At 37.3% G+C, this 21,468-nt stretch carries 18 protein-coding genes; 12 read left to right on the forward strand and 6 right to left on the reverse strand.

Features of this window, described 5'->3' with window-relative positions:
- The first annotated feature begins 36 nt into the window (after window positions 1–36).
- Window positions 37–3,180 carry a VPS10 domain-containing protein gene (locus GWK10_RS09495; protein WP_164031974.1) on the forward strand — a complete coding sequence of 1,048 codons (3,144 nt, stop codon included), beginning with the start codon at window positions 37–39 and terminating at the stop codon, window positions 3,178–3,180.
- Here the strand turns inward: GWK10_RS09495 and GWK10_RS09500 are convergent.
- The gene (locus GWK10_RS09500; protein ID WP_164031977.1) at window positions 3,177–4,067 is read right to left on the reverse strand and encodes an ATP-grasp domain-containing protein; all 891 of its coding nucleotides are present in this window, start codon (window positions 4,065–4,067) and stop codon (window positions 3,177–3,179) included. The two genes, GWK10_RS09495 and GWK10_RS09500, sit on opposite strands and share 4 nt — an antisense overlap.
- A 177-nt stretch (window positions 4,068–4,244) precedes the next feature.
- Here GWK10_RS09500 and GWK10_RS09505 point away from each other — a divergent pair, with 177 nt between their 5' ends.
- Both GWK10_RS09505 and GWK10_RS09510 read left to right on the forward strand, forming a co-directional pair.
- Complete coding sequence (locus GWK10_RS09505; RefSeq protein ID WP_164032614.1) at window positions 4,245–6,761, forward strand: PIG-L family deacetylase; 2,517 nt, start codon at window positions 4,245–4,247, stop codon at window positions 6,759–6,761.
- A 118-nt stretch (window positions 6,762–6,879) separates the two neighbouring features.
- Entirely contained in the window at window positions 6,880–8,595 is a 1,716-nt protein-coding gene (locus tag GWK10_RS09510) for a sodium:solute symporter (RefSeq protein ID WP_164031979.1), read from the forward strand.
- Window positions 8,596–8,630: 35 nt separating this feature from the next.
- On the opposite strand, the gene GWK10_RS09515 is transcribed toward GWK10_RS09510, so the two are convergent.
- Together GWK10_RS09515 and GWK10_RS09520 are read right to left on the reverse strand one after the other, a co-directional pair.
- Window positions 8,631–9,482: a DUF2911 domain-containing protein gene (locus GWK10_RS09515; RefSeq protein WP_164031981.1), complete on the reverse strand. Its 852-nt coding sequence runs from the start codon at window positions 9,480–9,482 to the stop codon at window positions 8,631–8,633.
- Between the two features lie 145 nt (window positions 9,483–9,627).
- Window positions 9,628–10,527, reverse strand: a complete 900-nt coding sequence (locus GWK10_RS09520; protein ID WP_164031983.1) for a hypothetical protein — start codon at window positions 10,525–10,527, stop codon at window positions 9,628–9,630.
- A 76-nt stretch (window positions 10,528–10,603) separates the two neighbouring features.
- Between GWK10_RS09520 and GWK10_RS09525 the strand changes: the two genes are divergently transcribed.
- The 5 genes from GWK10_RS09525 to GWK10_RS09545 all read left to right on the forward strand — a co-directional run bounded on the left by GWK10_RS09525 (window position 10,604) and on the right by GWK10_RS09545 (window position 15,043).
- The gene (locus tag GWK10_RS09525; RefSeq protein ID WP_262886649.1) at window positions 10,604–11,290 is read left to right on the forward strand and encodes an MIP/aquaporin family protein; all 687 of its coding nucleotides are present in this window, start codon (window positions 10,604–10,606) and stop codon (window positions 11,288–11,290) included.
- Window positions 11,291–11,373: 83 nt separating this feature from the next.
- Window positions 11,374–11,871, forward strand: coding sequence for an SRPBCC family protein (locus GWK10_RS09530; protein WP_164031987.1), 498 nt, complete (start codon window positions 11,374–11,376; stop codon window positions 11,869–11,871).
- Window positions 11,872–11,875: 4 nt separating this feature from the next.
- Entirely contained in the window at window positions 11,876–12,571 is a 696-nt protein-coding gene (locus GWK10_RS09535; RefSeq protein ID WP_164031989.1) for an SDR family NAD(P)-dependent oxidoreductase, read from the forward strand.
- On the forward strand, window positions 12,571–13,875 hold the full coding sequence (locus GWK10_RS09540) for a cryptochrome/photolyase family protein (protein ID WP_164031991.1): 1,305 nt from the start codon (window positions 12,571–12,573) through the stop codon (window positions 13,873–13,875). The genes GWK10_RS09535 and GWK10_RS09540 overlap by 1 nt, the downstream gene beginning before the upstream one ends.
- A gap of 349 nt (window positions 13,876–14,224) precedes the next feature.
- On the forward strand, window positions 14,225–15,043 hold the full coding sequence (locus GWK10_RS09545) for a hypothetical protein (RefSeq protein ID WP_164031993.1): 819 nt from the start codon (window positions 14,225–14,227) through the stop codon (window positions 15,041–15,043).
- A gap of 6 nt (window positions 15,044–15,049) precedes the next feature.
- Here GWK10_RS09545 and murA read toward each other — a convergent pair whose 3' ends face one another.
- The 3 genes from murA to GWK10_RS09560 all read right to left on the reverse strand — a co-directional run bounded on the left by murA (window position 15,050) and on the right by GWK10_RS09560 (window position 17,422).
- A complete protein-coding gene (murA, locus tag GWK10_RS09550; protein WP_164031995.1) occupies window positions 15,050–16,357 on the reverse strand; it encodes a UDP-N-acetylglucosamine 1-carboxyvinyltransferase in 1,308 nt (435 codons plus the stop codon).
- A gap of 5 nt (window positions 16,358–16,362) precedes the next feature.
- A complete protein-coding gene (locus GWK10_RS09555) occupies window positions 16,363–17,010 on the reverse strand; it encodes a DUF4290 domain-containing protein (RefSeq protein WP_164031997.1) in 648 nt (215 codons plus the stop codon).
- Between the two features lie 127 nt (window positions 17,011–17,137).
- Entirely contained in the window at window positions 17,138–17,422 is a 285-nt protein-coding gene (locus GWK10_RS09560; RefSeq protein ID WP_164031999.1) for a DUF493 family protein, read from the reverse strand.
- Between the two features lie 103 nt (window positions 17,423–17,525).
- Here GWK10_RS09560 and GWK10_RS09565 point away from each other — a divergent pair, with 103 nt between their 5' ends.
- From GWK10_RS09565 to GWK10_RS09580, 4 genes are all read left to right on the forward strand, one after another.
- On the forward strand, window positions 17,526–18,095 hold the full coding sequence (locus GWK10_RS09565; protein ID WP_164032001.1) for an AAA family ATPase: 570 nt from the start codon (window positions 17,526–17,528) through the stop codon (window positions 18,093–18,095).
- Window positions 18,079–19,980, forward strand: coding sequence for a RecQ family ATP-dependent DNA helicase (locus GWK10_RS09570; RefSeq protein ID WP_164032004.1), 1,902 nt, complete (start codon window positions 18,079–18,081; stop codon window positions 19,978–19,980). Before GWK10_RS09565 ends, GWK10_RS09570 begins: the two co-directional genes overlap by 17 nt.
- Complete coding sequence (gene fmt / locus GWK10_RS09575) at window positions 19,970–20,929, forward strand: methionyl-tRNA formyltransferase (protein ID WP_164032006.1); 960 nt, start codon at window positions 19,970–19,972, stop codon at window positions 20,927–20,929. The genes GWK10_RS09570 and fmt overlap by 11 nt, the downstream gene beginning before the upstream one ends.
- 186 nt (window positions 20,930–21,115) lie before the next feature.
- Complete coding sequence (locus GWK10_RS09580; protein WP_164032009.1) at window positions 21,116–21,388, forward strand: HU family DNA-binding protein; 273 nt, start codon at window positions 21,116–21,118, stop codon at window positions 21,386–21,388.
- The last annotated feature ends 80 nt before the right edge of the window (window positions 21,389–21,468 follow it).

Consider the following 21,468-nt stretch of genomic DNA (forward strand, 5'->3'; position numbering starts at 1 on the left):
AGCATATACAAAACCAAACCAACCAAATACCACCAAATGAAATTTCTAAAACTAGTAGTTATTGCTCTGATCTTATTCAGCAGTAATACAAATGCTCAAAAGAAACGTAAAAAACAAAAAGCCATATCAGGAATTGTTTTAACTGATAGCTTATTCCACGGATTAAAATGGAGAAATATAGGTCCGTTTCGTGGTGGTCGAAGTGTAGCCTCATCGGGAGTAATCGGTCAACCCCTCACCTATTATATGGGATCAACTGGAGGTGGTGTATGGAAAACTACTGATGCGGGAATTAGCTGGAAAAATATTTCGGACGACTTCTTTAAAACAGGAACAGTCGGGGCCATCGCTGTTGCCGAAAGTGATCCTAATATTGTGGTAGTAGGAATGGGAGAACATGCAGCTAGAGGTGTTATGACTTCTATGGGCGATGGTGTATATAAATCGATGGATGCTGGTAAAACTTGGAAACATATTGGGTTAGAAAAGTCTAGACATATATCCGATGTGGTGATTCATCCTTCGAATCCAGATATCATCTATATAACAGCGCAAGGCGCCCAATACGGTCCGTCAAACGAACGAGGGGTTTACCGTACTACCGATGGTGGAAAAAATTGGTCTAAAGTCTTATCAGTAGATCAAAATACCGGTGCTTCTTCCCTATCGATGGATATGAATAACCCTAGAATATTATATGCCGCTATGTGGCAGCACCGCCGCTATCCTTGGATCATGGAAAGTGGTGGTAAAAATTCTGGTTTGTATAAATCTACCGATGGTGGTGTTACCTGGGAGAAATTAAAAAAAGGATTACCTAAGGAATTCGGAAAAGCTGGGATTTCGGTCTCAAGAGCAAATTCCGAACGGGTTTTTGCAGTTATCGAAGCTGAAGGAGAAAAAGGCGGTGTATATCGATCTGATGATGCTGGAGAAAGTTGGAAACAGATCAATAAAAATCGAGTAAATATTGCCCGTTCTTGGTACTATATGGAAATATTTGCCGATCCTCAAAATGAGAATGTCGTGTATGTATTAAATGCACCTGTAATGAAAAGTATTGACGGTGGAAAGAGCTTTTCTAACATTCCAGTGCCACATGGCGATAACCATCATTTATGGATCAATCCGACCGATAACACCAACCTCATCAACTCTAACGACGGCGGAGCCAATATCTCATTTAACAGCGGAAAAAGCTGGAGTACGCAACAAAATCAACCTACGGCTCAGTTCTATCGCGTGATTACTGATAATCAAGTCCCATATTACGTATATGGAGGACAGCAGGATAACTCTACCATGGCAATTGCTAGTCGCACAAAAGATGGCGGTATCGATTGGAAAGATTGGTATGCAGTAGCTGGTGGTGAAAGTGCATTTATCGTATTCGATCCAGATAATCCGACGACGGTTTATGGTGGCACCTATCAAGGGAACATCAGTAAATGGACGAAGGGTTCACAAGAACAGAAACCGATCAAACAATATCCAGAACTAGGATTGAGTATCGCTCCTAAAGATTCAAAATATCGCTACAACTGGAATGCGCCTATCATAAGCTCCCCTCATGATAGAAATACAATTTACCACGCCGGGAATATGGTGTTTAAAACTACTGATGGTGGATTAAGTTGGGAGACTGTAAGTCCGGATCTTACTAAAAACGAAAAAGAAAAACATGGTCCAGGTGGAGGCCCATACACCAATGAAGCCGCAGGAGGTGAAAATTACAATACCATAACCGCACTAGTAGAATCTAATCATGAAAAAGGTGTTTTGTACGCTGGTACGGATGATGGCTTGCTGCACGTTACAAAAAATGGAGGCCAAAACTGGAGTAACATCACCCCAAAAGGCATTCCTGATGGTATAATTAATAGTATTGATATTTCTGAACAAGATCCTGCAACGGCTTATGTTGTAATTATGCGATATAAATCAATGGATCTTAGTTCGCATATTTTTAAAACCAACGATTATGGAAAGTCTTGGAAGAAAATAGTTAGTGGATTGAACGATCCTAACGGATTTACTCGAGTCGTTCGAGCTGACAAGAAAAAGAAAGGTCTACTCTACGCGGGTACAGAAGTTGGCTTGTATGTATCTACTAATGATGGCGACGATTGGCAAAAACTAGCATTAAACCTTCCTACAGTCCCCATAAACGATCTTATTATTCAAGATAACGACTTAGTTGCTGCAACATCCGGAAGAGGGTTTTGGATTTTAGATGATCTTGGAACGTTGCAACAAATGACTACAAGTCAAGCCGAATTTAAAATCTTCAAACCGAAGAATTCATATCGCATTTTTGGTGGAAATTCGAAGGGCATTGGGCAAGGTCAAAACCCTAAAAGCGGTGTCACCTTCGATTACTATCTTCCTAAAAAACTAGATTCTTTGGAATTAAAGCTGGAAGTACTCCAAGGTAATGAGCTAATAAGGACCTATAGCAGTAAAAAACCTAAAGATTTTAAGTCATGGCCAGGTGGACCTTCGAAGCCAGAAGTACTTCCCGCAAAACAAGGCTATAATCGCTTTACATGGAATTTTTCGAGGGAGGCACTACCAGCCGTAAATAAAGTATTTGTATTCGGCGGCTTAGGCGGGTCATCAGTAGGACCAGGTGCGTATACCTTAAGGTTAACATTGGATGACGAGGTTCAAGAGACTACAGCCACCATTTTGGCGGATCCATCTATCAACGCATCACAAGCCGACTATGACGAGCAACAAAAAATGCTATCGACCATAGCTTCTATCATCAAGGAAATGCATGAGTCTGTCAACACAATGCTATCTGCCAAATCACAATTAAAACAGTATGCAAAATTGCTAAAGGAGAATGAGGAAGCAAAAGAGTTGTTAGATCAAGGGAAATCACTTATGAAACGAATCTCAACTTGGGAGGAAAATCTAATTCAACCCAAACAAAAGACTTTTCAGGATGTTATTAATTTTAATAATAAGCTGAATGCCCAGTTAATCAATTTATCAGGGTATATCGACTCAGCACACCCGAAAGTAACAGCCGGCGCTAAAGAACGTTTACAAGATCTATTAAAAGATTGGAAGGGTTATAAGACCGAAAGAGATGCAATCATCAATAATGAAATGAATACGTATAATACCAAGTTTAAGGCTTTAGACATACCCGCACTAATCTTAGAAGACTAAATATACCGTAATATACCATCCGCAAAGTCTTCAGCGCTTTGCGGATTATTACGAACCCATAATTCAGGCTCAACAATTTCGAGCTCGCCAAGCAGAATGTTACCATCAGAATCCCAAAGAATATCAGCTCTTCCATAAGCTGGCATTTCTGAACATGCCTTAAAACAGGCCTCGGCAAATGCTATTTCTTCATTGGTTGGATTGTAGTTATGTACCGTCCCTCCAAAATCGTCTTGCACTCGATAATCACCAGTCTTGACCTTTTTTAAAATAGCATGGGTATATTTTCCATTAAAAACCATTAAGGAAGCTTCACCTTTTGTTGCAATTGTCTCAATAAAAGGCTGTACCAACATATCACGCTCACCAACCAATTTTTCAAAAACAGCTTCATAAGTGTCTCTTTCTCCTTCAATAACCTTATACGTATGAAAAGCTGTACCAGATATAGCCGGTTTGATAATTACATTTTTCCAATTCATTTCTTGGCAAACATTCTGTAAAGTTCGATGTGATCCATTATCAACAAATACAGTTGGGACGATTGCAATTCCTTTTTGACTTAGATCCTGTAAGTAGTGTTTATCAACATTCCAAGATATCAGCGATTTCGGATTGCAAAGCTTAGTTTGCTTACTTACTTCTTCAAGCCAAGGTTTAAATTCTTCAAAACGTTCAAAATAATCCCATATGGTTCTAAAAACAATGGCTTTTGTTTGACTGAAATCGTAATCTGGATTATCCCAATTGGTAATTTCAACACTTAGCCCTCTTCTTTCCAATGCCTCTCTTAATAATCGGCGCTCTTCGAGTATATTCTTAATTAAAACATTATTTACTTCAGGTTGTACATACTTTTTTTCGGTCAGAATAGTAATATCTGTCATTAGCGCGGTTATATTTAGCGATTAAAATTAGAAAGTCTTAAATAAAGGAACAAGGAAAAATTAAAATGATAGGTGAATACGGTATGCGTACTGTTCTGGCTGTTAAAACTTCCTTAAATGAAATAACGCCCTTGCTATTCTCTTTATATTTGGAAGCACGCTAACCAAATTTAAATGATGCGAAAAATTGTTTTGGCCCTTGCTTTAGTGGCATTTTTAAAGGTCAATGCCCAGCAACCAAAAAGATACAATCCAAGCGAAATATATGAGGCCGTAAAAAAATTGAACTTTTTAGGTTCTGCTCTATACATCGCTGCTCATCCAGATGATGAGAATACCCGACTTATTTCATACTTATCAAATAATGTAAAGGCTCGTACAGCCTATCTATCACTTACTAGAGGTGATGGAGGTCAAAACCTAATCGGCACAGAAATACGGGAGCTCTTGGGAGTAATGCGTACTCAGGAGTTACTAGGAGCACGATCGGTAGATGGAGGTGAACAACTATTCACCCGAGCCAATGATTTTGGCTATTCTAAACATCCAGATGAAACCTTATCTATTTGGAATAAGGAAGAAGTACTAGGAGATGTTGTTCGTGCTATTAGAAAGTTTAAACCCGATGTAATTGTAAACCGGTTTAATCACAGGACCCCCGGGACTACTCATGGTCATCACACCTCATCCGCCATGTTAAGCGTTGAAGCTTTTGATTTAGTTGGTGACAAAACAAAATTCAAAGAGCAGCTCAATACCTTAGAAACATGGCAACCAAGAAGGCTGTTTTTTAATACCTCATGGTGGTTTTATGGGAGTCAAGAAAAATTTGCTAAGGCTGACAAGTCGAATATGCTGAATGTCGACGTAGGAGCATACTACCCTTCTTTTGGATTATCGAATAATGAGATCGCTTCTATAGCAAGTAGTCAGCACTTATGCCAAGGCTTCGGTAGATTGACTACAAGAGGCAGTCAAAATGAATATATAGAATTATTAAAAGGTGATTTACCTAAGGATAAAGACAACATATTTGATGGAATTGATACTAGCTGGAATCGTGTAAAGGGTGGTAAAAAAGTTGGAGCAATTCTAGAAAAAATAGAAGCAAATTTCAATTTTAGAAATCCCACTATTCATCTTGATGAATTAGCAAAAGCCTTTCAACTTATAAATACGTTAGAAGATGATCACTGGAAGGAAATCAAATTAAAAGAGATCACAACCATTATTAGTGCGTGTGCTGGTCTTTATCTTGAGGCATCTACAAGTGAATCTGCTGTTACCCCAGGAAGTTTAGTCGATCTTAATATCGAAGCTATTAACAGAAGCAGTGTAGATATTACAATTGAGAACATTGATTTTCCACCATTAAAATCGACAATTGATAACCCGACGAAATTAATTTATAACGAACGGCAAAACATCAAAAAGAAGATTGCAATTCCGCTTGAAACAAAATATACCAGTCCATATTGGTTAATGAAAGAAGGCACTAATGGAATGTATCAAGTAGACAATAAAGAATTAATTGGAAAACCTGAAACCCCACGTTTTCTTCATGTCAATTTTGATCTGTCTATAAATGGAACTAAAGTGACAATTACGCGCCCGGTAGTCTATCGTTACTCGAAACCAGATAAAGGTGAGTTATACAAGCCTTTTGAAATATTGCCAGAAGTAACGGCCTCTTTCAAATATCCTGTTATCATATTTGACGGCAAGAGTACTCAAGATGTTCAACTTACTATCCGGGCAGGAAAAGACGGTTTACAAGGAAAAGCTTCATTGACCTATCCTAAAGGTTGGACAATTTCTCCTCGTGAAATCCCATTTGAGATAAAACAAAAAGGCGATGTTGCCAATGTGATGTTTAAGGTGACACCACCAAAAACCGAAAGTGTTGGTACTATTTCTCCAAAAATAGAAGTCAAAGGAATAATGTATAACCGTCAGCTTGTTGAAATTGACTACGACCATATTCCATTTCAATCTGTCTTACTTCCTGCCAAAACAAAAGTGGTGAATGTAGCTATACAGAAAAATGGGACTAATATTGCTTATATCGCGGGTGCTGGTGATGTAATTCCTGAAAGCCTTAGACAAATAGGTTATAATGTTACGGTAATTCCGACCGAGAAAATATCTGAAAATACCTTAGTCGATTTTGACGCAGTGGTATTAGGAATTCGTGCTTACAATGTGGTTGAAGATTTAAAATTTAAACAACGTTTTCTACTAGATTTTGTAAAAAATGGTGGAAATATGATCGTACAATATAACACGGCAGGACGTCGTGGTGTTGATGTCATGGCTCCTTATGAGTTGAAAATGTCAAGAGATCGCGTGACTGATGAAACTGCGGATGTACGCATTTTAAACGCGGATCATGCTGTAATGAACTTTCCAAATAGCATTACTAAAAATGATTTTGATGGTTGGGTGCAAGAGCGCGGATTATACTTTCCAAGAGCATGGGATGATAGCTACACTCCTATACTATCAATGAACGATAAAGGAGAAACTGCCAAAGACGGTAGTCTATTAATTGCCAAATACGGCGAAGGACATTATATCTATACAGGCCTTAGTTTCTTTAGAGAATTACCTGCTGGAGTGCCTGGAGCTTATAAACTCTTTGCTAATATGCTATCACTAGGTAAAGGGCCACAATCATCAAAAATAAAAGGATAATGGAAGATGCTAACAAACCACCTTTTTTAGGAAGCTGGAAAAATATTTACATAGCCGTTTTGGTTTTCCAGCTCATTTTAGTTGTCTTTTTTATCTATCTAACTAACATTTACGCTTAATGCATATTATTGATTGGTCAGTATTGATCGTTATCCTGTTGGGTATTGTTTTGTATGGTGTTTGGAAAAGCCGCAATGCAAAAACTACTGAAAGTTATTTAAAGGGAGATCATAACCTAAAATGGTGGACCATCGGTTTATCGGTTATGGCGACCCAAGCAAGTGCCATTACCTTTTTATCAACCCCAGGTCAGGCCTATGACGACGGAATGCGATTTGCACAATTCTATTTCGGATTGCCTTTAGCAATGATCATTCTCTGCATCTTTTTTCTTCCACTGTACTATAAGCTCAATGTATACACCGCTTATGAGTTTCTGGAGAATCGATTCAATTTAAAAACACGCTCGCTTACTGCTATTTTATTTTTAATACAACGTGGATTAGCAGCGGGGATCACTATCTACGCCCCTGCAATTATACTATCAACCATATTAGAATGGAACTTAAACATTACTATTCTTATTATTGGAGTAATAGTAATATTTTATACGGTTTCAGGTGGAACAAATGCAGTAAGTCAAACCCAGAAACAGCAAATGATTGTTATCCTATCAGGAATGGTAGTTGCTTTTGTGGTGTTACTCAATAAGCTACCAGAACACATTGGTTTTGGTGATGCTGTAGATGTTGCAGGAAATCTTGGAAAACTAAATATTGTAAGTTTTAATTTCGATCTCTCTGATCGATACAATATATGGACTGCCATGCTAGGTGGAACATTCTTATTTTTAAGTTATTTCGGAACCGACCAAAGTCAGGTACAACGGTATCTTTCTGGAAAGTCGTTAACCGAAAGTAGATTGGGACTGCTATTTAATGGTGTTTTTAAAGTACCAATGCAGTTTTTAATCCTCTTTGTTGGGGTAATGGTATTCATGTTTTATCAATTTAATGATGCGCCACTGCACTTTAACGCCGCCAATGTAGCCGATGTTAAGCAAACCGAGATGGCGGATGAATATGCGGTTTTAGAACAGCGTTTGGTTGACAACAATGAAGTGAAACGACAAGCAATTGATCAATTCATTACAGAAAATAAATCAGGACAAGCATCAGAAGCGGTAGTTGCCAGCATGAATGCTGCTGTAGATGCTGAAAAGGCGCTTAGAAATGAAGCAAAGACTCTAATCGAAAAAGCAGCTATTGCCAATGATATGGAAATGGATGCTGAAGATACCGATTATGTCTTTATAACCTTTATAACTGAACATCTTCCTATTGGTTTAATCGGATTGCTCTTAGCAGTAATATTCTCCGCAGCGATGTCTAGTACCGCATCAGAATTAAGTGCACTTGCAACGACATCGGTTATCGATATTTACAAACGTAGTTTTGTACAGGATAAAAAGGATAGTTTTTACCTAGGAGCTTCTAAAGTGTTTACACTTATTTGGGGTTGTATTGCGCTCGCATTTGCCATGTTCGCTTCCTTGTTCGATAACCTAATTGAAGCTGTAAATATTATTGGGTCTATATTTTACGGTTCTATCTTGGGAATATTTGCAGTGGCATTCTTCTTAAAATGGATTAAGGGAAATAGCGTATTTATTGCTGCTATTCTTGCAGAGACTATTGTAATCGCCTTATTTGTTCTTGATAAATACGGTTACATAGAACTTGCCTATTTGTGGTTAAACCTTATTGGTTGTGCATTAGTGATGCTGTTTGCTGCAATATTTGATGGTTTGGAAACTAAAAAAGCCCCACTTTAAAGTGAGGCTTTCTATACTATAAATTGAATGTTAGCTTAGATAGCTCCCCATTCTTTTAACGAATCCGTATTTAATTTTACGTAGTCGGCATTTTTTGCTTTCTCGGCAAGCTTCAATGATTGCTTTGCCGCAGCGATAGCAGTTTTCTTCTTTCCAGCTTTTGCATGAATTAAAGACTGCTGACGTAAGTACCAAAAACGTGGTTCCTTTTCCGTCATAGCAACGGCTTTATCAATCCATTTCATTGCTTTATTGATGTCTTTTCCAGTCTCTAAGTAGTATACTGCAGAAGAAAAGAAATCTCCAGGACCAGGCCCTGCCATTACTTTCTCAATTGACGCACTAACGGCTTTGTCAGTAGGCACTTCTAACTTCATACCAACGTATGTGTTTTCCCACATAATGCCAAGTTCTGCACTATCTGTCTTCAAATTATCAAACATTATTGTGAAATTCTCGATCATTGCAGGAATTTCTTGAACTTGAGCCGTAACTGTAGCGGCAACTTTACTGTCATCCCATTTCCTTGGCGTGCCCCAATTATTAGCATCTGAATAAAAAATAACCTCCCAAGCTGTTGTATTAGGCTTTGTGAAGATTGCATAGGTTCCTTTTTTCAAGTCTTTACCTCCTACTTTTACGTCTTCACTAAATGTAATCTTAGTGTTAGCATTTGCTCCTGTTCTCCAAAGTTTTCCCATTGGAACGAGGTCTCCAAAAATAGTTCTTCCTCTTGCCCCTGGTCTTGAGTATTCTACGTGAACATCAGTCAATCCAACCTTTTGTTCCATTTTTGAAAACGGACTAGGTTGCGGTGTTTCGACTTGTGCATTTAAAGTTAATCCTGCTAAAAGGATAAAACTAAATGCGAAAATGATTTTTTTCATGGTTGAAAGTTTAAATAAAAATTAAGTGTTTTTAGAATAAATTGATATATCACCCTGTCTAAGCCATTAGATGATTTGTTTAACATAACGAAAGTAGTAATTCACCTATACGAACAATGTTAATAAAACCTTAAATGAACTGGGACTAATCCACACCATTTACTTGGTATAATTTGCCAGGAACAATAATATTAAAGCCTTTAATGGTTTTTTCAATACGCTCACTAATAAGATACAATTTGGAATTGTGATACGTCACTCCTTCTATTTGACTGGTGAAACCAGTTCCTTTAAGATCGTGCTTCGTTATCTTTCCGTCAAAAATAGCATCGGCGGTTACATCATTTATCTCGTACAAAAAAGGCTGAAGCGTTCTAGTATATCCTGTTAGAAACAAGTTTTTCTTTTTTGAATCATAGGCTCCTCCGCTAATTAATCCGTCAACCTCAAAAGATTCACCTTTAGTTAAAAGATGAATAGAATCTGAGGGCTCTTTTGGAATCTCATAAGCCGTTGTTTTTCCTGATTTCCATTCCTTAGAAAAAAGGAAAAGCTTCCCATCAATATGACATAAGGCTTCGGCATCATAATCAATACCCCCTTCTATATATACCTTATCTTGAAAATCTTTGTATTTAAATTTAATAGCCTCGGGAGCTACCACATCTTTATTATCAAAATCAGATTTTTTAATGCGATACACATTCATAAAATCCCGATATCCATAAAAATTACCAATATCTCCTAGATAGATATAGTTCTCATCTTCCGTTATATCTTCCCAATCGCTCCATTCAATATTTTTTGCTCCAAAAAGCGAAACCGTCCTTTTGATCTCTCCAGTCTTAAGATCAATTGCAAATAACTCACTACTATTACCGGAATCATTGAACGTTATGACATCGCCCTTATAATAGAGCAAACCAGAGGCTTCCGCCAATTTCTTGTCCATTTCATGAAGGGTAACTACTTTAAAGTCCACAAAACTTAGACTTATAAACGTAATTAACGCAATACCTATCCCTATAAAAAGAAGTCGTTTCATATACAATTGCACCGAGAACAAATATATCTAAAGCCATTTCCTTAATTGATAAGAAAACCTTAAAAAGCTATTATCTTTGGCAAAAAATAGTAGCTTGAAACGATATATAGGAGAACTTATAGGAACTTTCGCCATGGTGTTTTGTGGTACGGGTGCAATGACAATCAACGAAGTCACAGGCGGAGATGTTTCTCATGTAGGTATTGCCATAACCTGGGGATTGATTGTCATGGCTATGATCTATGCCTTTGGAGATATTTCTGGAGCTCATTTTAATCCTGCTGTAACAATTGCCTTTGCTTATGCTAAGAAATTTGATTGGAAAGAGGTTCCTAAATACATACTTTTTCAATGTTTAGGAGCTATTCTAGCAAGTGGTGTTTTGTTCATGTTATTTCCTGCAAGTAACGAATTGGGTGCGACATTTCCAGCAGATGGCTTTGAACCATGGCGGGCTTTTGTGCTTGAATTACTCCTTACCTTCTTTCTTATGCTGGTTATAATCAACGTCTCCACCGGATCCAAAGAAGTGGGTACCATGGCAGCTATCGCCATTGGCGGTGTTGTTTTATTAGAAGCAATGTTCGCTGGACCGATGACCAAAGCGTCAATGAACCCGGCAAGGACATTAGGACCAGCTATTTTTTCTGGAAAATGGGAACATACCTGGCTCTATTTTACTGCCCCCCCCCTTGGTGCTATTCTTGCAGTCATCAGCTGTAAACTGGTAAAGGATGATCAGTGTTGCGATAACGATTGTTGATACACTGGTATTTTATTTTGTTTAACTTATTTAATTTTTAATTAAACATTTTCAGTCGTATATTCGCTAAAAAGAACGATGCAATGAAAATATACAGACTTCACACAAAGCAAAATCTACCCATTAGTCTAGATGCGGCATGGGATTTTTTATCTGACCCAGTTAATCTGCGAACTATTACCCCTCCGCATATGGGCTTTGAAATACTCTCAGGTGCCGATAGAAAAGTCTATGCTGGACAAATCATTCAATACAACGTAACTCCTATTTTAGGAATTAAACTTAAATGGGTTACCGAAATAACACATGTCTACGACAAAAAGTACTTTGTTGATGAACAACGTTTTGGTCCATATGCCCTATGGCATCACAAGCATTTTTTAAAGGAGATCGATGGCGGTGTTGAAATGGAAGATATTGTCGACTATAAATTGCCACTGGGTTTTCTTGGTAGAATCATGCACACACTTTTTGTAGGCCGCCAGCTTAAGGACATCTTTAAATATCGAGAAGAAAAACTGATTAAGCTCTTCGGAAAACATAAAGGAGATAATGACAAGGTCATAAAAATGTACGGATAACTAAATGGGAAACATTCTTTTAATTGGTGGATCATATGGCATAGGCAATGCTCTTGCCAAAAAACTAGCTCAAAACAACAACTTATACATAGCCTCTAGAACTAATGATGGCTTAAAAGACATCAACTGCAATCATATTCAATTCGATGCTAGTACTGACACATTAGACATCAGTCAACTACCAAATAGTTTGGATGGATTTGTGTACTGCCCTGGTAGTATTGATTTAAAACCATTTAAAATGCTCAAATATAAGTCGTTTTTAAATGATATTAACATTAACTATTTAGCCTTAGTAAAAGTGGTTCAAACCATTATGCCGCTCATGGCCGAATCAGAACAAGCGAGTATGGTATTTTTTAGTACCGTTGCAGTAAAGGTGGGAATGCCTTTTCATACAAGCGTAGCTGGCGCAAAAGGCGCTGTAGAAGGTTTTGCCAAAGCATTGGCCGCTGAGTATGCTCCCTCTATTCGTGTAAATGTAATAGCTCCATCCCTTACAGATACACCTCTTGCCAAACGATTATTGAATCACGAAAAGAAAGTAGAACGAATGAACGAGCGCCATCCTTTAAAAAGAGTAGGAACAGCTGAAGATATTGCCAACATTGCGAGCTTTTTAATTCAGGATCAAAGTAGTTGGATAACGGGACAAGTTTTTGGTGTTGATGGTGGAATGTCGACCTTGAACGTAAGCTAATGGCTGATAAAATTGTCATTTTTTGGTTTCGACGAGACCTGCGTTTCCATGATAATGTCGGTCTTTTAAAAGCTCTAGAATCCGGTTTTAAAGTACTTCCCATTTTCATTTTCGATAAATCAATCTTAGACGAATTACCTGTAAATGATAGTCGAGTAAGTTTTATTCATGAAACTATTACTAACCTAAACGACCTACTTCAATCAGAATATCAAAGTGGTATAGCACAATATTATGGGACTCCAGACAAGGTGTATTCCCTATTAGCAAAAGAATATAATATTGTAGCAGTATACACCAATCACGATTATGAGCCGTATGCTCGTAAAAGAGATCAAGAAATTAAAGCACAGTTAAACGATTTCAATATTCAATTTCACACCTTTAAAGATCAGGTAATCTATGAGAAAAGTGAAGTGGTGAAAGATGATGGAAGTCCGTACGCCGTATATACCCCTTATATGCGCAAATGGAAGAACCTTTTTAGGAGTACTCCCCTAATCCAATTCAATTCTGAACAAAAATTAAACAATGCTGTTCAAGGAGCTGATTTCCCATCTATATCGCTACAAGAAATGGGGTTTGAAACGGCCACTATTCGAGTGGCACCCTATAAATTGAATCCTAATCTAATCGAAACTTACAAGGACACTAGAAATTACCCTGCTAAAGATTCCACCTCAAAACTGGGGCCTCATTTACGGTTTGGTACGGTGAGTGTACGTGAGGTTGTGAAGAAAGCCATTGCTCAAAAAAATGAAATTTTCTGGAATGAATTAATCTGGCGAGAATTTTTCATGCAAATATTATGGCATCACCCACATACCGTTAACAGTGCATATAAATCAAAATACGACCGTATCGAATGGCGCAATAATAAGACTGAGTTCGAGCAATGGAAAAAAGGAGAAACGGGTTACCCCCTAGTCGATGCTGCTATGCGTCAATTAAATGAAACGGGATTTATGCACAATCGTGTACGTATGCTTGTTGGTAGCTTTTTATGTAAACATCTGCTTATCGATTGGCGCTGGGGTGAAGCATATTTTGCTTTAAAACTTCATGACTATGATCAATCTAGTAATGTTGGAAATTGGCAATGGGTTGCAGGTTGTGGTGTAGACGCGGCCCCCTATTTCAGAATATTCAATCCCAGTTCTCAAATCGATAAGTTCGATAAACAACATGAGTTCATCAACCGATGGGTAAAAGACTTAAATGAGCTGACCTACCCTTCACCAATAGTTGATCATAAATTTGCTAGAGAGCGTTGCTTGCGAGTATATAAGGAAGCACTCACTTAAAGTTGAGTTTCACTCCTCTAATTGTTAATCAATTTATGTCTTACCTCGCCTAAAAGAGCACTTTAGACACTTAAAAACCAGGTGTAAAGTTTTAATCTAACCAAATAAATATAACTACCTATATATCAGTATTTAATGAGCTTTTTTAATATTAATTATGATCTGATGCCTACTTATATCACGTATGTTTTAAATGTTATGTTAACAGCACATCAGATATTTTAACACTTAAATCGTTTTTTTAAGAGTAACTCTACTGATTTTCATATCATTGTCCAGTTGCATGGAAGACTCGTTTTTATGCATGCCCCCAAACGCGATTGTAACGATCGACTATAACCGATAATACGTGAGAAACGAACAGGTCGAACATACTATTACCCTTACACTTCCCGAAGACATACAGTCAATTACGGAAGCTGCTCGTGAGAGCTACTACTATCTCAAAAATGCAGGTTCGTTTTATGACAATGAGGTGACCTTACCTGAAGGAGTAGATGCCTATATGTATCAAGAAGGAAGCAAGAAAATAAAGATGCTACAAGAGCAATTTATCCTTCTTGAAAATAGATTATATGAAAACTACAGTGCTGCCATTGGCACCAAGCTAAAATACAATAAAGACCTTATTGCAACTGTCATCGATTATTTAATGCTGAAAGAGCGTATGGATAATCTGCAATTGGCAACATTACAGTTTATGTATGCCAATAAAAATGAATTGATCAGCGAGATCGTTGATAAGAACTCAGACCTCGACGCAATAAACAAACTACATACTCATACGATCCAACTTAATGAAGCATTCGATCATAGCATGGATGCCGACAAGTTCATAGATTATAAAATTTCGTTCTCCAATGAAAAATGGGAACGGAAGTATTCTAAAAAGAATGTATATCCTATTATCATTCGTATTATTGAGCATGACTATTTACTAAAAAGACAGCGATCCCAAATTGAGGAGCAACAGCGCATTCAAACCGAATTGGTGAAACACTTAGCCAACGAACGCAATCACGACAAAATTAGTGAGATAGCATCTACCAGTAGCTCAATGAAGAGTGTTATGGACAAGATTAACAAGAATATGTTAATCATTGGTATCATCGGAATTATCCTGATAAGCACCGGTATTTTCTTAGCGCTCATGGGATTTTTGAAATAAGCCTTCTTAAACCCGAACAATCTTAGCGCCAATAGCTCTTAACCGCTCATCAATACGCTCATAACCCCGATCGATTTGTTCGATGTTATGGATTGTACTGGTTCCTTTAGCAGATAAAGCCGCAATAAGTAATGAAATTCCAGCTCTAATATCGGGAGAAGTCATTGTAGTCGCTTTTAAGGTAGATTTAAAGTCATGGCCGATTACATTTGCTCTATGCGGATCGCAAAGAATGATCTTTGCCCCCATGTCAATTAGCTTATCAACAAAGAACAGTCGACTTTCAAACATTTTTTGGTGTATTAAGACACTACCTCTTGCTTGTGTAGACACTACTAATGCTATACTCAATAAATCTGGCGTAAAACCAGGCCATGGAGCATCGGCAATTGTCAATACTGAGCCATCAATATAACTTTGTATTTCATATCCGTCTTCATGAGCCGGAATATAGATATCATCACCTTTCTTCTCAAGCGTAATCCCCATTTTTCGAAACACATCAGGGATTTGTCCTAAGTTTTCCCAGCTTACATTTTTTATCGTAAGCTCACTTCGTGTCATCGCAGCAAGTCCAACCCAACTTCCGATTTCAATCATATCGGGTAAAACACGGTGTGTACATCCACCCAACTCATCAACACCTTCAATTTTAAGCAAGTTGCTACCTACTCCTTCAATTTTTGCTCCCATGCTAATTAGCATGTTGCTTAATTGCTGTATATATGGTTCGCAAGCAGCATTGTATATTGTAGTTACTCCTTCGGCCAATACAGCTGCCATAATAATGTTAGCTGTACCTGTTACTGAGGCCTCATCGAGTAGCATATAAGTGCCTTTTAACTTCTTCGCTTCAACACCGTAAAAGTATTCTTCTCTATTATATCTAAAATCGGCTCCGAGCCTCATAAAACCTTCGAAGTGCGTATCTAAACGACGACGTCCTATCTTATCGCCTCCAGGTTTAGGGATGTATCCTTTACCAAATCTAGCTAACAAAGGACCTACAATCATAATAGATCCTCGAAGACTACTACCTTCTTGCTTAAACGCTTCTGATTCTAGATATTTTAAATTGATGTCATCTGCCTGAAATGTATACGATCCAGGTGCATTTTTTTGAATTTTAACGCCTAGGTTACTCAAAAGTAAAATGAGCTTGTTAACATCACGTATATCAGGAATGTTGTCGATAGTTACCTTTTCTGCTGTTAATAATACAGCACATAACACTTGTAATGCTTCGTTTTTGGCACCTTGTGGAGTAATACTTCCTTTTAGGCGATGCCCGCCTTCGATTTTAAACGTACCCATTAAGACTAATAACGTTTGCGGTTGCGATTATTGGAATTGCTTCGACCTCCACCTTTTTTAGTGTACTTTTTCTTAGAAGGAGTACGCATTAAATCACCAGATGCACTAAGGTCTTCACTCGAATCTTCATTCAATCTTATTTTTCCTTCAGAAAGCTCGAAAAGATGATCAAAAATCACTTGATCTTCTACTGTATCTTTATTCCAGTTAAGGAAACATTTTTTCATGTGGTTTGCAATAGTATACACCAAGGCTGTTTTCATATCGCCTTCTTCCCATGTATTTGCTACATCGATCATCGTTTTAATGTTATTACCATAAAAACGATATTTCGGATGATTTTGCGGATAACCAAGTGGTGCTGGTTTTGCAAAAAGCACTTCCTTTTCCGGCTTTGGGTATGGGCTATCAACATCAAGCTTAAAGTCAGCTATAATTTGAATCTGATCCCATAATTTATGCTGGAAATCTGGCACATCACGCAAATGCGGTTGTAAATTTCCCATAACGCCAATGATGGCTTTGGTCACCTTATTGCGCTCTTCTCTATCTTCTATACTAATAGCATGATCTACCATTTTTTGAATATGACGACCATATTCGGGTATGATAAGCTTCTCACGCTCAGTATTATATTCTAATTGATCTATCAAAATTTTATGTTTTATTGGGGATTTCTAAATTCGTGGAGAAATCGATGTTTGCAAAGTAGCAAAATTAAATCGAATTAAGAAAAACTAGCTTCGTTTATACGAAGTGATTTTTGAGGTTTATTCGGCTCTATAATGAAATAACACCTTTCACCTTTGAAACTAACTGATATTTCTCGATTACCGCATCTGGGTTTTTCATTCGTACATTGATGGAAATACTGGTATACTTACCTTTAGAAGATGTCTTAGTATTAATTACAGCTCCCATATTGTTAAATGCACCTTGTACCTGGGCAATCTTATCCTTATCTGACGGTACGATAAATTTGTACAAATACTCGGCTGGCCATAGTGTACTTGTAGTTAACTCTTCTTTTAGGCGCAGATAAAAATCCTCTTCTTTCTGACTCATTATAATTACTTGATTGCATTTTTTTACAACGCACAAAGATAGTGCTTTGTAACTATTTTTATGTTCGATTATAAATTCATTATTTTGCTGAAAATTGACGTATTTGACAACACAAAAAATTGTTATTGCAGGAGGACCAGGAACGGGAAAAACTTCAGTGGTTAACCTACTTGAGAAACAAGGGCATCTTGTTTTACATGAAGTGATTAGAACGATGACTCTAGAAGCCAAAGAAAAAGGTGATCTGGAAGCCTCTGCCTCTAACCCTATCGATGCTGTCGACGATCCTTTAGCTTTCAATATAAAGATATTAGAACAGCGTATTGCCCAATACAATGAGGCGCTTAATAGCGATGAAAAATTGGTGTTTTTAGATCGCGGTGTACCCGATGTAATCGCTTATATGGATTTCTTTGGTCAAGACTATGACGAGCTATTTATTAATGCCTGTAAGCAATGCAAATATGATACTGTTTTTATTTGCCCGCCTTGGGAAGGTATTTACGTATCGGACAATGAACGCTTTGAAACCTTTGAAGAAGCCAATGCAATTCACCATTGTTTAGTTAACGCATATGAACGCTTCGATTTTAATTTGATAGAAGTACCTTTACTGTCTATACCAAAACGAGTAGATTTTATTCTGAATTATTTGAATGCAGAAACCACTTGATATATTAAAACAGTACTGGGGATATGATGAGTTCAGATTATCTCAGTCGGATATTATTCAAGCGGTTTTAGATAAAAATGATGTCCTTGCCATGCTGCCCACAGGCGGCGGTAAGTCAATTTGTTTTCAAATTCCGGCATTAGCAGTTCCTGGAATTTGCATTGTAATCTCGCCACTTATTGCCCTGATGAAAGATCAGGTGCAGCGCTTGCAAGAAAAAGGAATAAAGGCCATTGCATTAACTGGTTGGATTCCGTATAAGGAAGTAGACACCTTATTAGATAATTGTATTTATGGGAATTATAAGTTTCTGTATATCTCTCCAGAAAGACTACAGCAGGAACTAGTTCAAGAACGTATTAGACAGATGCCAGTTAACTTAATTGCGGTTGACGAAGCACACTGTATTTCGCAATGGGGCAATGACTTTAGGCCCGCTTATAAAAAGATAACCCTACTCAAACAATTACATCCTAGCTGTAAGATGATTGCGTTAACAGCATCTGCAACTAAAAAGGTGGTAGTTGATATTACACATGATCTTGAATTTGAGGATCCTAAGATATTTCAAACCTCATTATCAAGAAACAACATTGCTTTTAAGGTTGTAAACACTGAAGATAAACACCATCAACTTGTTCAATTCATAAAAAGTAATCCAGGACCTTCCATTGTTTATACACGAAATAGAAAAGCAACAATTGAATTAAGTAGACTTCTACAAGAAAATGATATAAGTAGTACTTTTTTCCATGGGGGTGTTGATACTATTGAGAAAGAAAAGCGCATGAAGCTATGGCTCGACGAGCGAATTCAAGTCATTGTAGCTACAAATGCTTTCGGAATGGGTATTGACAAACCAAACGTTCGCACTGTCGTGCATATGCAACTGCCTGACAGTATAGAAAGTTATTTTCAAGAAGCAGGACGAGCAGGACGTGATGGCCAACCAGCAGTTGCGATGATGCTGGTTCATAAGGGGGACAGTATTCAGGTAAAAGATCAATTTTTAAAACACTTACCTTCAATAAATGATGTGAAGGATGTGTATCGACATCTTTGTAATTACTTTCAAATAAGTTACGGCGAAGGGCAACAAACAAGCTACGGTTTTGAGTTTTCTGATTTTTGTAACACCTACAAATTGGCTTCTTTAAAAACGTATCACTGCCTACAATTATTAGATCGAGAAAGTATTATTTCGATGAGCGCTCAATTTGAAAAGAGTACCAAAATTCAGTTTATAGCCAGTAATAATGCAACTTTAAATTATCTTGATTCGCATCAGAAAATAGATATTGTTGCTAAGGCAATTTTACGAACCTATGGTGGGATTTTTGATCAAGAGTTAAACATTAATAAACAACTAGTTGCTAATAAAACACTTTGTTCAATTGCAGAAATAGATAAAGTATTGGCTCAACTACATGATGACGGCATCATAAGTTTAAATGAACAAACAACTGATAGTACCATTACATTCTTGGTTCCTCGCGAAGATGAGCGCACCATAAACCCTATTGCGAAAAACACTTCTCTTCATTATAAAATAAAAGAAGAACAAGTCGCAGCAGTGATTGATTATGTATCGAACGATTCTGTTTGCAAAACAAGACAATTGCTGCATTATTTTGGAGAATTACAGGTTGAAGATTGCGGTAAATGCTCTGTTTGTATCACCCGCTCTAAACCACTGACCAAACAGTTGAAACTTGAAATTAAGGACGCCATTCTAGCCAAATTGAATACGCCTTTAGATTCAAAGCAATTAGTAGCTTTGTTACCGTTTCAAGAAACACATATTATTAAGGTATTAGGTTTAATGCTAAACCAACAATTACTTTATATTAATAAGGACAACAAATACTTACTTAATGACAACTGATAAAAAAAAGCTACGAATTGTATTTATGGGTACACCAGAATTTGCTGTAACCATTTTAGACGGTTTAGTAAAAGCTGATTATAATATTGTTGGTGTTATAACTGCGCCAGACCGACCTGCTGGGCGAGGAAGAAAACTAAGAACATCTGCAGTAAAGGAATATGCCCTAAAGCACGATCTAACAATATTACAACCCACTAACTTAAAAAGTGAGGCTTTTATTGAAACACTCGAGGCCTTAAAAGCCAATTTACAAGTTGTCGTTGCATTTAGAATGCTGCCTAAAGTTGTTTGGCAAATGCCTGAGCACGGAACTTTCAATTTGCATGCATCTTTACTACCTAATTATAGAGGAGCTGCTCCTATTAATTGGGCGGTTATTAATGGAGAGTCTAAAACCGGTGTCACCACCTTCTTTATTGACGAGAAAATAGATACAGGTCATATTATAGAATCGGCTGAAATTGACATATTACCAGATGAGACCGCAGGCGAACTTCATGACAAACTAATGCACCTGGGAAAAGACTTGGTTCTTATAACTGTAGATAAAATAGAAAAAGGAGATGCCAGCACTTACCCCCAACCTGAAATAGAGAACATTCGTACAGCTTATAAAATTCATAAAGAAACCTGCAAGATCGACTGGAATACTGATATCGATACCATTTATAATTTAATAAGAGGATTGAGCCCCTATCCCGGGGCGTGGTGCGAATTAAACAATCCAGAGCAAGTAGGCACACTTAAAATATATAAGGTAGAAAAACGATTGCAAGACCATAACAAAAAAGTCGGGAGCATTCTTATTGAGAATAAAGAGATTGTGATTGCTGTTGAAAACGGACTGATCGTTTTGCAAAATTTACAGCTTCCTGGAAAGAAAAGAATGAATGCAATAGATCTGTTAAATGGATTCGAGTTTCATAAAAATGCATTCGTCTCCTAAATACCTTGTAAACACTGTGTTTGCAGTTTATCGATATTTTAGTTTGCCTTTATTAACAATCACTTCAAGTTATCAACAAAAATCCCTATTTCGCCCGTTATTGCTTGCGTGAAACGAATATCCGTATAAATTTGTGGTGGTATTAAATAATGTGTTTAACCAACATTAACAATTAAATTTTAAATTATGAACAAAACAGAATTAATCGATGCTATGGCGGCTGACGCTGGCATTTCTAAAGCGGCAGCTAAAAAATCATTAGAATCTTTTTTAGGTAATGTAGAAGGGTCTTTGAAAAAAGGCGGAAGAGTTTCATTGGTAGGATTTGGTTCTTGGTCTGTATCTAAAAGAGCAGCAAGAGATGGAAGAAATCCTCAAACAGGAAAAACAATTAAAATCGCTGCTAAAAACGTAGTTAAGTTTAAAGCTGGTGCAGATTTAGCTAAGTCTGTAAACTAAGACGATAATTTGTTATAATTTAAAAAGCGCTCTTTAATAGGAGCGCTTTTTTTGTTACCCCCATTTCTACCGAAACGATT

It is taken from the genome of Spongiivirga citrea (assembly GCF_010671565.1).
Lineage (GTDB): Bacteria > Bacteroidota > Bacteroidia > Flavobacteriales > Flavobacteriaceae > Spongiivirga > Spongiivirga citrea.

Excerpts from the sequence above, each read along its gene's own strand:
- GWK10_RS09500 (WP_164031977.1), bottom strand. The coding sequence starts at position 4,067 with ATGACAGATATTACTATTCTGACCGAAAAAAAGTATGTACAACCTGAA.
- GWK10_RS09520 (WP_164031983.1), bottom strand. The coding sequence starts at position 10,527 with ATGAAACGACTTCTTTTTATAGGGATAGGTATTGCGTTAATTACGTTT.
- GWK10_RS09510 (WP_164031979.1), top strand. The coding sequence starts at position 6,880 with ATGCATATTATTGATTGGTCAGTATTGATCGTTATCCTGTTGGGTATT.
- GWK10_RS09505 (WP_164032614.1), top strand. The coding sequence starts at position 4,245 with ATGCGAAAAATTGTTTTGGCCCTTGCTTTAGTGGCATTTTTAAAGGTC.
- GWK10_RS09540 (WP_164031991.1), top strand. The coding sequence starts at position 12,571 with ATGGCTGATAAAATTGTCATTTTTTGGTTTCGACGAGACCTGCGTTTC.
- GWK10_RS09515 (WP_164031981.1), bottom strand. The coding sequence starts at position 9,482 with ATGAAAAAAATCATTTTCGCATTTAGTTTTATCCTTTTAGCAGGATTA.
- GWK10_RS09495 (WP_164031974.1), top strand. The coding sequence starts at position 37 with ATGAAATTTCTAAAACTAGTAGTTATTGCTCTGATCTTATTCAGCAGT.
- GWK10_RS09560 (WP_164031999.1), bottom strand. The coding sequence starts at position 17,422 with ATGAGTCAGAAAGAAGAGGATTTTTATCTGCGCCTAAAAGAAGAGTTA.
- GWK10_RS09535 (WP_164031989.1), top strand. The coding sequence starts at position 11,876 with ATGGGAAACATTCTTTTAATTGGTGGATCATATGGCATAGGCAATGCT.
- GWK10_RS09580 (WP_164032009.1), top strand. The coding sequence starts at position 21,116 with ATGAACAAAACAGAATTAATCGATGCTATGGCGGCTGACGCTGGCATT.
- GWK10_RS09530 (WP_164031987.1), top strand. The coding sequence starts at position 11,374 with ATGAAAATATACAGACTTCACACAAAGCAAAATCTACCCATTAGTCTA.
- GWK10_RS09570 (WP_164032004.1), top strand. The coding sequence starts at position 18,079 with ATGCAGAAACCACTTGATATATTAAAACAGTACTGGGGATATGATGAG.
- murA (WP_164031995.1), bottom strand. The coding sequence starts at position 16,357 with ATGGGTACGTTTAAAATCGAAGGCGGGCATCGCCTAAAAGGAAGTATT.
- fmt (WP_164032006.1), top strand. The coding sequence starts at position 19,970 with ATGACAACTGATAAAAAAAAGCTACGAATTGTATTTATGGGTACACCA.